Origin of the sequence: Saccharolobus solfataricus (assembly GCF_900079115.1) — an archaeon.
GTDB classification, from domain to species: Archaea; Thermoproteota; Thermoprotei_A; order Sulfolobales; family Sulfolobaceae; genus Saccharolobus; species Saccharolobus solfataricus.
Window position 1 is genome coordinate 2,604,478 of the sequence record NZ_LT549890.1, and the last position, 13,913, is coordinate 2,618,390.

The 13,913-nt window shown below is 35.7% G+C and carries 14 protein-coding genes, 1 tRNA gene and 2 pseudogenes; 6 read left to right on the forward strand and 11 right to left on the reverse strand.

The features are described from left to right. Nucleotides 1-9: 9 nt before the first annotated feature. The 6 genes from SSOP1_RS13865 to SSOP1_RS13890 are packed head-to-tail and all read right to left on the reverse strand — an operon-like array spanning nucleotide 10 to nucleotide 4,302. Complete coding sequence (locus SSOP1_RS13865; protein WP_009990224.1) at nucleotides 10-1,059, reverse strand: glycosyltransferase family 4 protein; 1,050 nt, start codon at nucleotides 1,057-1,059, stop codon at nucleotides 10-12. A 17-nt stretch (nucleotides 1,060-1,076) separates the two neighbouring features. After that, nucleotides 1,077-1,346 carry a ferredoxin family protein gene (locus SSOP1_RS13870; protein WP_009990222.1) on the reverse strand — a complete coding sequence of 90 codons (270 nt, stop codon included), beginning with the start codon at nucleotides 1,344-1,346 and terminating at the stop codon, nucleotides 1,077-1,079. Continuing rightward, entirely contained in the window at nucleotides 1,343-2,566 is a 1,224-nt protein-coding gene (locus tag SSOP1_RS13875; RefSeq protein ID WP_009990220.1) for an NAD(P)/FAD-dependent oxidoreductase, read from the reverse strand. The genes SSOP1_RS13870 and SSOP1_RS13875 overlap by 4 nt, the downstream gene beginning before the upstream one ends. Before the next feature lie 19 nt (nucleotides 2,567-2,585). Further along, the gene (locus SSOP1_RS13880; RefSeq protein ID WP_009990219.1) at nucleotides 2,586-2,942 is read right to left on the reverse strand and encodes a hypothetical protein; all 357 of its coding nucleotides are present in this window, start codon (nucleotides 2,940-2,942) and stop codon (nucleotides 2,586-2,588) included. Nucleotides 2,943-2,969: 27 nt separating this feature from the next. Then, nucleotides 2,970-3,389 carry a universal stress protein gene (locus tag SSOP1_RS13885; RefSeq protein WP_009990218.1) on the reverse strand — a complete coding sequence of 140 codons (420 nt, stop codon included), beginning with the start codon at nucleotides 3,387-3,389 and terminating at the stop codon, nucleotides 2,970-2,972. Between the two features lie 34 nt (nucleotides 3,390-3,423). Beyond that, on the reverse strand, nucleotides 3,424-4,302 hold the full coding sequence (locus SSOP1_RS13890) for an aldo/keto reductase (RefSeq protein WP_009990217.1): 879 nt from the start codon (nucleotides 4,300-4,302) through the stop codon (nucleotides 3,424-3,426). Nucleotides 4,303-5,028: 726 nt separating this feature from the next. Here SSOP1_RS13890 and SSOP1_RS17965 point away from each other — a divergent pair. Next, nucleotides 5,029-5,221 (forward strand): annotated as a pseudogene (locus SSOP1_RS17965) (hypothetical protein). Nucleotides 5,222-5,301: 80 nt separating this feature from the next. Here SSOP1_RS17965 and SSOP1_RS13900 read toward each other — a convergent pair. Together SSOP1_RS13900 and SSOP1_RS13905 are read right to left on the reverse strand one after the other, a co-directional pair. Further along, complete coding sequence (locus SSOP1_RS13900; RefSeq protein ID WP_009990000.1) at nucleotides 5,302-5,730, reverse strand: HEPN domain-containing protein; 429 nt, start codon at nucleotides 5,728-5,730, stop codon at nucleotides 5,302-5,304. Then, nucleotides 5,720-6,211 carry a nucleotidyltransferase domain-containing protein gene (locus SSOP1_RS13905; protein WP_009990001.1) on the reverse strand — a complete coding sequence of 164 codons (492 nt, stop codon included), beginning with the start codon at nucleotides 6,209-6,211 and terminating at the stop codon, nucleotides 5,720-5,722. The genes SSOP1_RS13900 and SSOP1_RS13905 overlap by 11 nt, the downstream gene beginning before the upstream one ends. 659 nt (nucleotides 6,212-6,870) lie before the next feature. Between SSOP1_RS13905 and SSOP1_RS13910 the strand changes: the two genes are divergently transcribed. The 3 genes and pseudogenes from SSOP1_RS13910 to SSOP1_RS13920 all read left to right on the forward strand — a co-directional run bounded on the left by SSOP1_RS13910 (nucleotide 6,871) and on the right by SSOP1_RS13920 (nucleotide 8,679). Then, a tRNA-Thr gene (locus SSOP1_RS13910) sits at nucleotides 6,871-6,945 on the forward strand. Nucleotides 6,946-7,171: 226 nt separating this feature from the next. Then, nucleotides 7,172-8,396, forward strand: a pseudogene (locus SSOP1_RS13915) (RNA-guided endonuclease InsQ/TnpB family protein). 58 nt (nucleotides 8,397-8,454) lie between these two features. Next, complete coding sequence (locus SSOP1_RS13920) at nucleotides 8,455-8,679, forward strand: hypothetical protein (protein WP_048054267.1); 225 nt, start codon at nucleotides 8,455-8,457, stop codon at nucleotides 8,677-8,679. Nucleotides 8,680-8,692: 13 nt separating this feature from the next. Here the strand turns inward: SSOP1_RS13920 and SSOP1_RS13925 are convergent, their stop codons facing one another. From SSOP1_RS13925 to SSOP1_RS13935, 3 genes are all read right to left on the reverse strand, one after another. Then, the gene (locus SSOP1_RS13925; RefSeq protein WP_009989036.1) at nucleotides 8,693-9,493 is read right to left on the reverse strand and encodes a hypothetical protein; all 801 of its coding nucleotides are present in this window, start codon (nucleotides 9,491-9,493) and stop codon (nucleotides 8,693-8,695) included. Nucleotides 9,494-9,784: 291 nt separating this feature from the next. Beyond that, complete coding sequence (gene pat / locus SSOP1_RS13930; protein WP_009989035.1) at nucleotides 9,785-10,267, reverse strand: N-acetyltransferase Pat; 483 nt, start codon at nucleotides 10,265-10,267, stop codon at nucleotides 9,785-9,787. A 123-nt stretch (nucleotides 10,268-10,390) separates the two neighbouring features. Continuing rightward, nucleotides 10,391-10,693, reverse strand: coding sequence for a hypothetical protein (locus tag SSOP1_RS13935; protein WP_009989034.1), 303 nt, complete (start codon nucleotides 10,691-10,693; stop codon nucleotides 10,391-10,393). Nucleotides 10,694-11,036: 343 nt separating this feature from the next. Here SSOP1_RS13935 and SSOP1_RS13940 point away from each other — a divergent pair, with 343 nt between their 5' ends. Both SSOP1_RS13940 and SSOP1_RS13945 read left to right on the forward strand, forming a co-directional pair. After that, on the forward strand, nucleotides 11,037-12,935 hold the full coding sequence (locus SSOP1_RS13940; protein ID WP_009989033.1) for a 2-oxoacid:ferredoxin oxidoreductase subunit alpha: 1,899 nt from the start codon (nucleotides 11,037-11,039) through the stop codon (nucleotides 12,933-12,935). Continuing rightward, nucleotides 12,922-13,839, forward strand: coding sequence for a 2-oxoacid:ferredoxin oxidoreductase subunit beta (locus SSOP1_RS13945; RefSeq protein ID WP_009989031.1), 918 nt, complete (start codon nucleotides 12,922-12,924; stop codon nucleotides 13,837-13,839). Before SSOP1_RS13940 ends, SSOP1_RS13945 begins: the two co-directional genes overlap by 14 nt. The last annotated feature ends 74 nt before the right edge of the window (nucleotides 13,840-13,913 follow it).

Here is a 13,913-nt window from a genome sequence, read left to right on the forward strand (position 1 = left end):
CCCTATAAATTAATCTAATGCTTTTCGAATCAAGTAATTATAATATTTCTCAGAACTCTTGTCCCAATCATAATTTAAAGACTCTTCATAACTACTTTTCCATAGTTCCTTAATCCTTTTCTCATCCTCTATTAACTCATTTATGATCTTACTCATCGCTTCAATATCCTTATAATTTACTATATACCCATTTACACCATTCTTTATGATTTCCGGCAAAGATCCCTTATTATAGGCAATTACCGGGGTTCCACATGCATTAGCCTCGACTGTAACCATACTCCAACCCTCTATGAATGAGGTTACTATTACAATCCACGCTGACTGATATAGTCTTATCTTATCCTCCTCACTAACCCTCCCAAGATATTCACCATTAATAGTCTTGATTTTCTGCACTACTTCATTTTCTAGATCTCCTCCCCCAGCCATAACCAGTTTAGCCTTGACTCTCTTAGCAACGTCGATTGCATCTAATGGGTTCTTATATTTCTTTAATCTTCCTATCCAAAGTATAGTTGGCTCGCTTGCTTTCTTGCCCGGTCTGTAAATGTTATGATCAATTCCATTATGAATAACCTCTATCCTATCCTCTTTAGCCTTCAGCCTCTCCACCAAATCCCTTTTAGTGGTGTTAGAAACTGCAATAATACTCTTATAATTGCTTACACTCCGCTCAGAAAAAGCTACAGCCCTAGCCATGATTGGGTTTAACTCGTATTTTACTACATCTTGATGGACGTGATGGACTAATGCAATTGCATTCTTATTTACTAGATATGAATAGAACGGTACAGCATGGGCAACACTGTCAATTACAATCTCATGTCTCCTTGCTTCTATTGGTGCATAAAGATGTAAGGTAATTGAATTTCCTCTCCTTATTATTCTGATATTTTCAATTTCCTCCTCCTTAGGTAATCCCTTTATCTCTTCAGAAAGCCACGTCACGCTAACTCCTTTCTTAACCAATCTCCTAGATATCTCGTAAATTACTTGTTCAGCTCCTCCAGCCTTCCTGTGCCTTAGATCTCTGTGATTAGTTATTAATAAATCCACATTTGAAAATCAAAAACCTATCCATATTTATAGCTTATACCTCCTTCTGGGAAATGAAACTTTATTGCACCATATGGGCAAGCTACTAATGCCGCACCGCATTCTAAGCATCTCTCATAGTGTACCACAATTCTTCCATCGGGAGAAGGCTCATACGTTCCAGCAGGGCAAACTTTAGTGCAAGGCTTATCTTTGCAAGTTAAACATATATCAGTATTTACCTCTATATGGGTGGTCTTATCTACATTATACTTATTTAAAGACAACCTTTTCAGAAGATCCATCATATAAATAACCTCATGATATCAGTTAGCATTTTCGTAGTATTTACGTTTTCGCTTTTACTTTCTTTAATTAAGACGTTTATAGGCCTCTCCTTTCCATCACTTGTTACTGTAAACAATTGGCCCAGCACATTACAAATGACCTTAGGATATTTAGTGAAAATCTCCTCCTCATTTAATACGCTAAAAGACCTTAAGGCGGTCTTCATATCCTTTAGTACGAAAGATTCTTTGAGCATCTCGTAATAGATATCAGTTCTACTATAATCGTTAAGCTCCTTAATCTTCTTAGCTGACTTTCCAGCAATAATTCCAGAGCCCATTGCTAAATCCATTCCTCTAATGTTGAATCCGTCGTTTATTAGAAATCCAGCTGCATCGCCTACTAAAATTAAATTCTTATCGTAGATTTTACCTATCTTATCATAACCGTAATATGGAATCAAGTGTGCAGAGTATTCTAGGATACTCCCGCTTAAGCCCAACGACTCTCTAAATCTCTCTACAATTTCATGCGAAGGTATATTAGAATTATATAACGACTCAACTTTTATCGTAACGCCTACGGATAATGTATCTTTATTAGTGTAAACGAAACCTCCTCCTTTCAAATTTCCTATCAATCCCACTATGGTTCTAGCCTCACCCTCATCATCATCCATATCGGGTTTAATGTCTAATACCTCTTTAACTCCTAACATTAACGTCTTGGGCTCTAATTTTTTAACTCCTAAGAATCTGGAGACTGGAGCTGTAATTCCACCAGCATCTATAACTAAAGGTGCCTTAAGTTCACCTCTATTAGTCTCTATTACCACATAATCGTTTTCCCGCCTAGCATTAGTAACCAGTGTTGAATAAGATATTAAAACTCCCTCATTTTCAGCCTCTTTAGCTAGCCATTGGTCAAATTTAGCCCTCAATACAGTATAGCTATTTCTAGTTTTATGCCGGAACGAAAAAGTAATCTTTTTTTCTTCTTCACAATAGATCTCGTAAGTTTCATTAGTTACCGGTCTCTCTAATGGTGCTCTCTCCAGTGCATCGGGAAATAATTGTAATAATGCGTGAGTGTACATTCTTCCTCCAGAAACGTTCTTACTTCCAGAATATTCTCCTCTTTCTAATACAATAGTTGATAATCCCTCTCTGTTTGCAGTAATAGCAGCGGAAAGCCCAGCTAGTCCTCCACCTACTATTATAACATCAGCGTCGAAGCTCACAATATTATATTTTGAAAGGTCATATATATGTGTTTGGCTTTCCTATATTTACTTTTTTTATCATGTTTAATAATATTTCATTTCCGTTACTAATTATGTATAGGGTATGGAGTATTAACGCTTTTAATTTGTTTTCCCTACATATTCTCATTTCTTCCATACTTCTCTTAACCATGTCCATAAATGGCGAATCGTCTCTGTGTAAAAAATCGTTACTACTTTTAAATTCCTTTATTTCTTTCTCTATTTCAGCTAACAAGTCTATTATCTTATCTTGGTCCTCATAGTCCTTTGCTATTAATAATAACTCATTACCAGCTTCAATCACATTACCTTCATTAAGTTTATCAATAACCGCTACCAGCTTTCCAAACATAAAAAATAACTCGAATTCGTTCCTTATTTACTTAACTACTACTACGGGAACCTTAGACTCCTGGACAATTTTATTCGATACACTACCTAGGAATATGCGTTGAACCTTTGATAACCCTCTACTCCCAATTACTATTACGTCAATTTGGTTATCTGTAGCAAACTGTAAAATGGAATTTGCAGGATCTCCTTCTACCGTTATACCTTCAGCGTTGACGCCTTTACTTTTAGCTTTTTCTATCGCTCTTTTAACGTCCTTTTTAGCCCTTTCCTCCAAGCTCTTAGTAGCTTCCAATGGTGGTAGTATCCCAGTGTTATAAAATAATGTAAGGTCTATCACTTCTACTACAAAAAGCCTAGCGGAAAACTTGCTAGCTAATTCTATCGCAAAATCTAAAGCCCTTTCTGCGTTTTCCGAACCATCATAACCTACTAAGATTCTCTTCATAGATACTTATTTGATTATATAATTTTAAAATTAACTAAGACCAAGGTCTCATCGATTTCAAAGACGATACAAACTTATCTAGAAAATAACTCTTCTCTCTAAAATGCTCATCTATTGCCCTCCAATCCTCTTCTGACAATCTCCAACCCATTGCACCAGCATTTTCCTCTATATGGGGTATTTTAGAGGCTTTCACTATTGGTATCAAACTGTTTTTACCAGTAATATACCAATTTAAGGCTACTTGAGTTGCAGTCTTATTGTACTTCTTACCTATATTAGCTAAGAACTCATTCCTAGCTAATATTCCATTTTCCAATGGTGTATACGCCATATACATCAGTCCATTTTTCTCCGCGTAAGCTAAAGCCCTCCTCTCATCACTTCTACTTAGCAAACTATAGTGATTTTGAATTGCGACAATTTCATACTTACTGACACACTCTCTGGCGCTCTCTATTTGGTCCACATCGAAGTTACTGAGCCCAAAAAACCTTATTACACCATCATCTACCAGTTTCTCAAATGCCCTTATAGTCTTGCAAATCGGTACTCTTGATGGAGCGTGAAGTAAATAAAGATCTATGTATGTGCCTAGTCTTCTTGAACTATTTTTAGCTGACTTTATTACATTATCATAGTCAGCATGACTAGGCCAAACCTTAGACACTATAAACAATTCTTCTCTGCTAAATTCCTTGATCGCTTCACCTACCAATTCCTCAGCGTGACCATTACCGTACATTTCAGCAGTGTCGATAACTCTTAGTCCTAGTTCTATTGCCCTACGAATCGCACCTACCCATTCATTGTCTCTGTCATGAGAGGAGTACCAATAACCTCCCCCAATCCTCCAGGTTCCAAAAGCTAGAGGTGATACTGTAAAGTATTTAAATTTCTTAACGTCTTCCATAAATATACCTTAAATTCGTTCCTTTTAAAAATTGTCTTCTAATGCATATCTTGTCTATACTTTCTGAGACTTTAAAGGACAAACTCTCTTCCTAATATACGGAAAGGTCTTTATGTAATTTTGGAAACGTTGTTGCCCTTTAGACTATAAGCAAATATAATATTTGAAGAAAGGGGGATAAAAACAAGCAATTTAACTTAGCTAAATATTATTATAAAACCTAAACCTTTAACTGACTATCAAGTGGTGATGAAGAGGAAGTGATTCAAGTCTCCTTTGCGAATTGCAATTTGTAAATAATACTGTTGTAAAAATGTTAATATTGGTAGTCATGCATCTCCGCCAGTTAGTCGTCTTCAATTAGTTAATTTCGTAGTAATCTTTAAAATAAACTGAATTCACAATGGCTAACTGAATCTCCCTAAAAAGCTTCTAATGTAGTGTTATCGGGAGGCTATAGATAAAAATCCGAAAAATAATAATTACGCACTAATTTTAAAATTTTCCAGTACAGTATTATAGTAGGAAAATGGAAATTTCTAATTAAGTAGGTTTCCCTATATTATGATATTCCACTGGTGTGAGCAAGCTGTTAATAGAAGTAGAAGGATGATGGACTACTGTTTAGACTGTAACACATTTGCATAACTTTTAAATACTTTTAATCATTTCACAATATGATCTTTATTATGATTATGTTTATATATTATTTCCTCTACATTATAAATTGATGAACCCCATACTGATGACGGGCTATGCTCACGAGGTATTGGGGGCGACAAATACGGATGGGAGGGTAGTGGTGTTTCCCTCGACTAGCCCCAATGAGTTGAGGGTGAGTGTGTATGAGCCCTCAAGAGGGGTGCCCGTGGCGGAATTAGAAGTAGTTAAAAGTAAGCAGAAGTTACGCCACGGGTAAACACTCGCTAAATGTAATGTATCTTTACTTCAAGAAAGGAAACACATTTGTATAGTAGCTTCTGATTTTTTAAGAAGATTTTACTTATTCCTTTTCTCTTCATATAACTTCTTTGCATATTCCAATATTTCCTCAGCAATTTTAATTGATTGTTGACCATCATAAGCTGAATAGAGTAGTTCAGGAGGAGTATTAGTTTCTTCATCACCATACATTGATAGTTCCCTTTCTTTCCTTAGGGATCTCGAGTATGAGGCAAAAATATCTATCTTTTCTTTAAACCATTGTGGAAATTTGTCTGTATTATTTTTTAATATTGGACCTACATCATGAAATTTGGGTGGTTCTATATTAACCAATCTAAGACATGCTTTAAGAGAGAGCTCTACAGCTTCTTGACAAAGTCTTACTACAATGTTATATTTCTTTCTTTCATATTCTGTTTTAGCTAAATCTAATCTTTCTTCAGCTTGTGTAATATATGAAAATGCTAAGGAATCAAAGTTCAACCGTTTCACCAAACCCTGAATCCTTTTTAAGTATCCAATACCATCTCTTACCCATCCTTACTCTCTCAGCACCTAATTCCATAAGCCTCCCCTTTAATTTTTGCAATATCTTAGTGAAGAATTGGTCCTTATCGTAGAGAATTACAGCGTCATATACCATATCTAGATAAAGAGGTGAAATCTTTCCCGCTTCCTCGGGAGTTTTAAGAATGGGAGAAAGTGATATGTAATAACCCTTACTCCAATACTCATCTAAATTTAACTTATCCTCGACCTTGGTCTCAAACAATCTAATTCTTTTAAGTATACCGTCCATAGGTAAATTATCTATAACTATCAATAAATCTACATCACTATCGTTTCTATTATCTCCCCTAGCAACGCTCCCATAAAGTACTACCGATATCAGATCATCTTTAAATTCCTCTCTCATTATTTTGACCATGTCATTGAGCAACTTAGCATAAGGCTCCTTAATCATATGATATATAAATCCTAAAAATCTAATAAACATGTCGTTTTATACTTAAAACGAAATCATAGTGGGATTATATTTATGGTTATTCAGTTAGCCATTGTGAATTCAGTTTATTTTAAAGATTACTACGAAATTAACTAATTGAAGACGACTAACTGGCGGAGATGCATGACTACCAATATTAACATTTTTACAACAGTATTATTTACAAATTGCAATTCGCAAAGGAGACTTGAATTGTCCTATAGTTATAAATTCACTTTTCCTTTTTATTTCGCCTAACCCTTAAATTTTTCTCGATATTAATCTATATGATTTATCTCAAATTCAAAATTATCTGTGGGCGATTCATGTTTCCATTGCGAATTGTAATATTCTCTATGAATTAGGCTAATTCTAAAATAGATAATAGTAGTTTTCTGAAAATGATCCCTAATAAATGATGTTAAAAGTTTGTTCCATTTAGGATATATAATATTTAGACTATACCCTTTTAATATTTATAATTATTAGAATCTTCTTGAAGAGAATCTACGTAAACATTTAAGGCAAAAGGCATTCAAGATAACTTTACCTAAAAATACTATAGATTAAGAAACACTCCTCAATAGCTGATAAGTCAGAAATACTTTTATAATCCTTGTTTTCTTTATGTTTATGATGCCGCGGTAGCTCAGCCTGGCCAGAGCGCTGCCCTGGTAAGGCAGAGGTCCCGGGTTCAAATCCCGGCCGCGGCTCTTGTTACTAAAGAAAGGATAGCCACAAAATTTATCTCTACTAGTTTTTGGGTGGCGAATAATCTCACTGGTAAGAGATAAATAGCTAGTTATAAAAGAATTTTTACATATCAGTGGGAGATTTCATTTATAACAGACGGGGGTTCAAAGGGGGCGGAAAACTTCTCTTTGAGATGAATCCCTTTGTAGAAAAGTTAAAAATAGGAAAATAACGAAATACACATCAATACCCACCTTAGGGTTTCGCTTCCGTGCATACACTGACGAACAAACCCTTAGGGCGTTAAAGGCCCAGTTGAAGTTAGCGTGCGAAATCTACAACACCTTAAGGTGGGCAGACATATACTTTTACCAAAGGGATGGGAAAGGACTAACACAAACTGAGTTAAGACAGTTGGCTCTAGATCTGAGAAAACAAGATGATGAGTATAAGCAAGTCTACTCGCAAGTAGTTCAACAAATAGCTGACCGTTACTACGAAGCTAGACAGAGGTTTTTCGAAGGTTTAGCACGTTTCCCGAAAGAAAAGAAACCTCACAAATACTACTCCCTAGTCTATCCCCAGTATGGTTGGAAAATACTTCAAGTTAGAGAAATAAGAAAAGGCAAGAAGAAAACTAATAACGCTTAAACTATCAAATCTTGGTACGTTCAAGGTAATAGTTCACCGAGACTTTCCCCTTGACAAAGTAAAGAGGGTAGTAGTGAAGCTAACAAGATCTGAGAGGATTTACATCACTTTCGTAGTAGAAGGTTACGAATTCCCCAAGTTACCTAACACTGGTAAGGTAGTGGCGATAGATGTTGGTGTAGAAAAGTTGTTAGTAACGCCGGATGGTGAATATTTTCCTAATTTGAGACCTCTTGAAAAGGCGTTATGGAAAGTGAAGCATCTACACAGAGAACTTTCAAGGAAGAAGTTCCTCTCTAATAATTGGTTTAAGGCTAAGGTTAAGCTTGCTAGGGCTTATGAGCATTTGAAGAACCTGAGGAGTGATCTTTACATGAAGTTGGGTAAGTGGTTTGCTGAGCATTATGACGTTGTGGTGATGGAGGGTATTCACGCTAAACAACTTGTGGGTAAGTCCTTGAGGTCTCTGAGGAGGAGGCTGAGTGATGTGGGATTTGGTGAGTTGAGGGATGTGCTGAAGTATCAGCTGGAAAAATACGGAAAGAAACTCATCCTAGTTAATCCTGCATACACTTCCAAAACTTGTGCTAGGTGCGGGTATGTGAAAAATGACTTGTCTCTATCTGATCGTGTTTTCGTTTGTCCCAACTGTGGTTGGATTGCAGATCGTGACTATAATGCTTCTCTTAACATTTTGAAGGGTGCGGGGTCGGAGCGATCCTTAGTGCCTGTGGAACTCCGCCCTCTACCAGTACCAGCACTTCGGTACTGGCATGGCAGAGCTGTGAAGCAGGAAGCTCCCTCATTTATGAGGGGGTAGCTCACCAGTAGGAATAACTACTACGTTAGGCTTTTTAATAGCGCTATTTGCGGCTAATGTGAGTCTGCTATTTATATTAAGAAAAAATAATAGCTTAAGCTTGTGGAATATTCTTCTTACTTTAGCAATAAACCTAATATTAATATTTGTGATATTCGCAAACATTATAACGACATCAGTTAACACTCCCGTTTTAATAGGAGTCTTATCATTTGTGGTATGGATGATAGTTGGTGCAATTTATAAAATATTGACAATAAATGAGAAATTAAGTAAAACTTAAGACTTTGTAACGTTTAAACTTTAGTTGATATTTCTACAAAGAATTGAAAGGCTTTTGGTGTCTGTGATTGTATGAATATTAGATAATTATCATTATTATTTATTCCTACGAAGTAGTAAACACTACCATACTGGCTAATGAAGCTCAAATTAAAGTACTTCATGCCATTTATGCTTGATACTGTGACATTCTGTCCAGTGCTTTTCAACAAATAAGTAAATAGTGAAGATATGTTTGAGGAATTTGCTATATCTATTGAGATATATGAGTTATTATACATTATTGTTTCAAAATAAATGGTATAGTTTTTAGTTATAGCGTTACCAAACTCCAACAGCGAAACACTTTGATTAGCCGGAAATAATAGTGGATTGAGTGTAGGCATTAGACCATTTCCGCTCTTTAAAGTCTCTATTTCTAGGTTTACTATGTTACTCAAGTCGAATTTACTCGAGTTTCCGGTTATATTTGCGGAAACCAGATACTTTCCAAGCTTAATTCCTTTTAATGTAGTACTTGTGGAATTTAATTGGATTACATTGAGCGTGATAGTTTGATTTGCCCTTTGAATATACTCCTGGTATAATGCTGAGCCTCCGGGGTATTGCTGATTAACTGCGCTACTGTAATTCTCTTCAAATAAACCAGTTATGTTCCACCCATTTCCTAAAATTGAGGAAATCTGGGCTTGGGTTGGAAATACTACCTTTGTCACATTAATTTGCTGTTGTGAAGTATTATGAACTAGAATAACAATACCGGATATTACTAATATAACGGCTACGACTATGATTAAAATTTGATACCACTTCATGCTAATTAATCTATGTTGAATATAATAAAGTTACTTTTATAAGAGATTTAGAAACCGTAGTTAGCAGTTCCTGTTATATCAAGAAATTAATAACAGTTGTAATAAGGTATATGACTTACAGCCAACAGAGGAGATATCTTGCATAATTGACGTAACATGGTAGGTCTTTAAACGTGGGAAATCCGTATTAGGTATCAGCACAGAGTGGCCTAACGAGGTCAATCAACCCCTTATATTAAATGTTAAAGATCTGATAAAAAATTATGAAAGTTCACTGAAGTTCAGAATCCCTTATGGGGCGGAGAAAGTTGCTAGGTTAACGTTCAATTCTCTTTCTGTTAATCTCATTTCTCCATAAACTTCATCCTCGTAAAACCTCATTTTAAAGCCGAGTTTCCTACCAATTTTTATCATTGGAGTATTTTCTGGTAAGGTGTAAAATTTTACTGTGCTTAAACCAGATTTTTTAGCCTCTTCAATAAGAGTTTTAACTAGTAAAGTCCCTATCCCTAGTGTTCTGTAATTTCTATGTACAACTAATGAGAACTCCCCATCCTTATGTAGCGATGCTTCTCCAACTACTTTTCCATCTACTTCTGCCAAAAACGTAACGTGGTCCTCGTTAGACGCTATTTTCTTTGCGTCTTCTTCAGTTATTCTATAAAGGTGGAAGAATCTTAAATATAGATCCTCATCGCTCAAAGAATTATATAGCTGATAAATTTTCTCCCAATCCTCTTTAGTAGCCTTCCTTATCTTTATCTGGTCATTCATTCTATTTATACTTTAGAGCACTGGTTTAAATAGCTTACTGTAATGTTTAAGCATTATAACAAAAGCATATATCTTTGAAATATTTTATTAATAATAAAGATGGAAATGAACACTTTTTATCATCTATGTAAATCTGCACGTCTTGCAATATGGAAATACGCGGTTTAATACTTTAACTAAACATTCTTCTTTAGTAATATTGTTACACTCAAACAGTTTATAGTTCATCTTAACTGCTTCAATAATTTTGCTTCGGTCGGTCTGTTTAACTATAAGGATGTCAATTTTCTTGGGAATAGTGTTCCTCTTAACTATTAACCCATCATCACTTATCAAATAGAAAGCATTCTCTTCATCTTCGAATTTTACAGCTACCTCTCTGTTCATTATGAATAATATGTAGAAATAGCTTAATAAAGATAGCACAGAAAAACTACGTTAATTTTTTTTTAGTTCATTAAATTCATGTCACTTTTAAAATTATAGATTATTTTAAAAACTACGTTATTGCTTTCACAGAAACTATAATTATCCATGTTATTTAGGTGTATAACTCACGTAGGTAATTTAGATTTTTCTCACCCACTTAGATCGTATGTTGAAAAGTTTATTTATGAAGAGTGTGTGTATAAATTCTTAAATTATTATCAGATTTATATAATATAATAAATTCCCTCACTAGTCTTTTTAAACATTAGGAACTAAGTTCATATTTTTAGTAGGGATACTCTTATTTACCATTATATCTATAATTATATACTGATAACTCATGCGAATAAGCTGGATGATAGGTGGAGCCCAAGGTTCTGGTGTCGATACTTCCGCTAACATATTTGGCAATGCCGTGGCCGCTAGCGGTTATTACATATATGGAAATAGAGAGTATTATTCCAATATAAAGGGGAGACATTCTTATTTTAATCTAACTATTAGCGATAAACCACCAAGAAGCATAGCCCAACAAATCGAGATATTAACTAGCTTTGATGCGGAAACTATATTTCAACACTTCAATGAAGTAAAAGACGTATTAATATATAGTACGGAAGTTGAGAATACCAAGGCTGAACAAGTCCAGAGCATGGAACCGGAAATCACTGAACACGTAGTTAAATTCTTGAAGGAAAAAGGTTATGGGACTACAGTAAAGGACGTAATAAATTATTTGAAGAAAGAGAAAGGAGTTAAAGTAATACCAATCGATTACATGGAGATTTTAAAGAAGGTTGCAGACCAGGCTAAAGTACAGTTAAGTGTAGCTGATAGGGCAAGGAATACCATAGCTATAGCAGCCTCTTACAAATTACTAGGATTAAAGGAACAATATCTGATAAACTCTATTACCAGAACATTTAGACAAGAAGTTTTCGCTAAGATAAATACCATAGCTGCACAGTTAGCAATGCAACAAATTCAACCGATGTATAATTTACCAGAATTACCCAACAACGAAGAGAAAATCAATCTAGATGGTAATACTGCAGCGGCAATAGGCAAGATTTATGGTGGATTAAGGTTCCAGTCGTACTATCCAATAACTCCAGCAAGCGATGAAAGTGTCTTCATAGAGGCACATCAAACTGTATTTACTGTAGATCCTAAAACTGGAGAGAAGAGAAAATCTACAATTGTAGTTGTTCAAGCAGAGGATGAGTTAGCGGCAATAAATATGGCTTCTGGTGCCGCCTTAACTGGGGTGAGAGCAGCTACAGCTACATCTGGCCCAGGTTTCTCCTTAATGGTTGAGGGAATGGGATGGGCTGGAATGAATGAGGTACCTGTTGTAATTACCTACTATATCAGAGGAGGACCCTCAACTGGCCAGCCAACTAGAACGTCTCAAGCCGATCTAATGTTCGCTCTAAATGCAGGACATGGTGAATTCCCCAGAATAGTTATAGCCTCAGGTGATCACGTTGAGGCTTTTCACGATGGTACTTGGGCACTTAACCTAGCTCAAAAATATCAAACCCCAGTAATACATTTGGTAGATAAGGCACTAGCTAACTCCTATTCAATTATTCCTAAGAAAACGTTAGGAATGGAGAATATAAGGATAGAAAAAGGTAAGATTGTAATTAATACAAATACGCCAGAATTGAAGAGATTTGAGATAACTGAAGATGGTATATCCCCATTTGCTCCATTGGGCACAGCTAGGGTTCATTATACTGGAGACGAGCACGATGAGTATGGTTTCATAGCAGAAGCTAGTGAGAATAGGGAGAAAATGTATGAAAAGAGGATAAAGAAGTTAATGACGGCAGACAAGGAAATACCCGAGGAAAGTAGGGTCAACGTTTACGGAAATACTGATTCAAAAGTTGCCATAATAACATGGGGATCTCCTAAGGGAGCCATATTGGATGCAATGGAAGAGTTAGAGAATGAAGGAATTAAGCCGATGTTAATTCAGATACGAATGTTTAGCCCATTCCCCAAGAATCTAATGAGGAAGCTGTTAAATGGGAAAGAATTTATAATTGATGTAGAGAGTAATTACTTTGGGCAAGCTGGAGAAGTGTTAAAATTGAATACCGGAATTGAGCCTACACATTACATACTAAAGTGGAACGGTAGACCAATGATGAGAGATGAAGTAAAGGAAGGTATAAAGGCAGTTGTTCAAAAAGGAGAAAGGAGGGTGGTTTTACATGGCGGGGCTTAAGGTAGAGTGGAACGATTGGTGCCCTGGTTGTGGCAACTTCGGAATATTAAGTGCTGAGCAACAAGCAATTCAAGAACTTGGTTTAGATCCAAAGAAGGTAGTGCTGGTTAGTGGTATAGGTTGCTCTGGGAAAATCCCTCACTTTATTAGGTTACCAGCTAGTGGAGTGCATACATTGCACGGCAGAGCATTAACTTTCGCCATTGGAATAAAACTTGCTAATCCCTCTTTAGAGGTTATTGTGAATGGTGGGGATGGAGATCAATTAGGTATTGGTGTTGGACATTTCGTAAGTGCTGGAAGGAGGAATGTAGATTTAACTGTAATAGTTCATAATAATGGTGTTTATGGATTAACTAAGGGTCAAGCTTCACCTACGTTAAAATTAGGTGTTAAGACTAAGAGTTTACCAAAACCCAATATTAATTCAGATATTAATCCGATAGCTCTTGCAATTAGTTCTGGATACACTTTCGTAGCTAGGGGTTATGCTTATGACGTGAAACATTTGAAGGAGATAATAAAGAAGGCTATTAAGCATAAGGGACTAGCAATGATTGATGTATTACAACCTTGTCCAACTTATAACGATATTCACACCAAAGAGTATTATGATAAGAGGGTTTACAAGTTAGATGAAGATCCAAGTTGGGATCCTATAGTTAAGAAGCCAGAGGAAATGGATGATAAGATGAGTAAGGCTATACTGAAGAGTATGGAATGGGGAGATAGAATACCAATTGGCATATTCTATCAAAATGAATTAGTATCAACTTACGAGCAAAGAATTGCTGAAAGATCCCCATCATATTTGGATAACCCACCGGCTCATGATGTAATAGAATTCGAAGGGAAACCAACTACTGATGTTGAAGATATTTTGAAGGAAAGAAGAGTAACATAAGATATAATATCACTTTTTTCTTTTTTATCTCTTTCACAATTTTTATCTTGGTTTAATAAACCCTTTCAACAAAG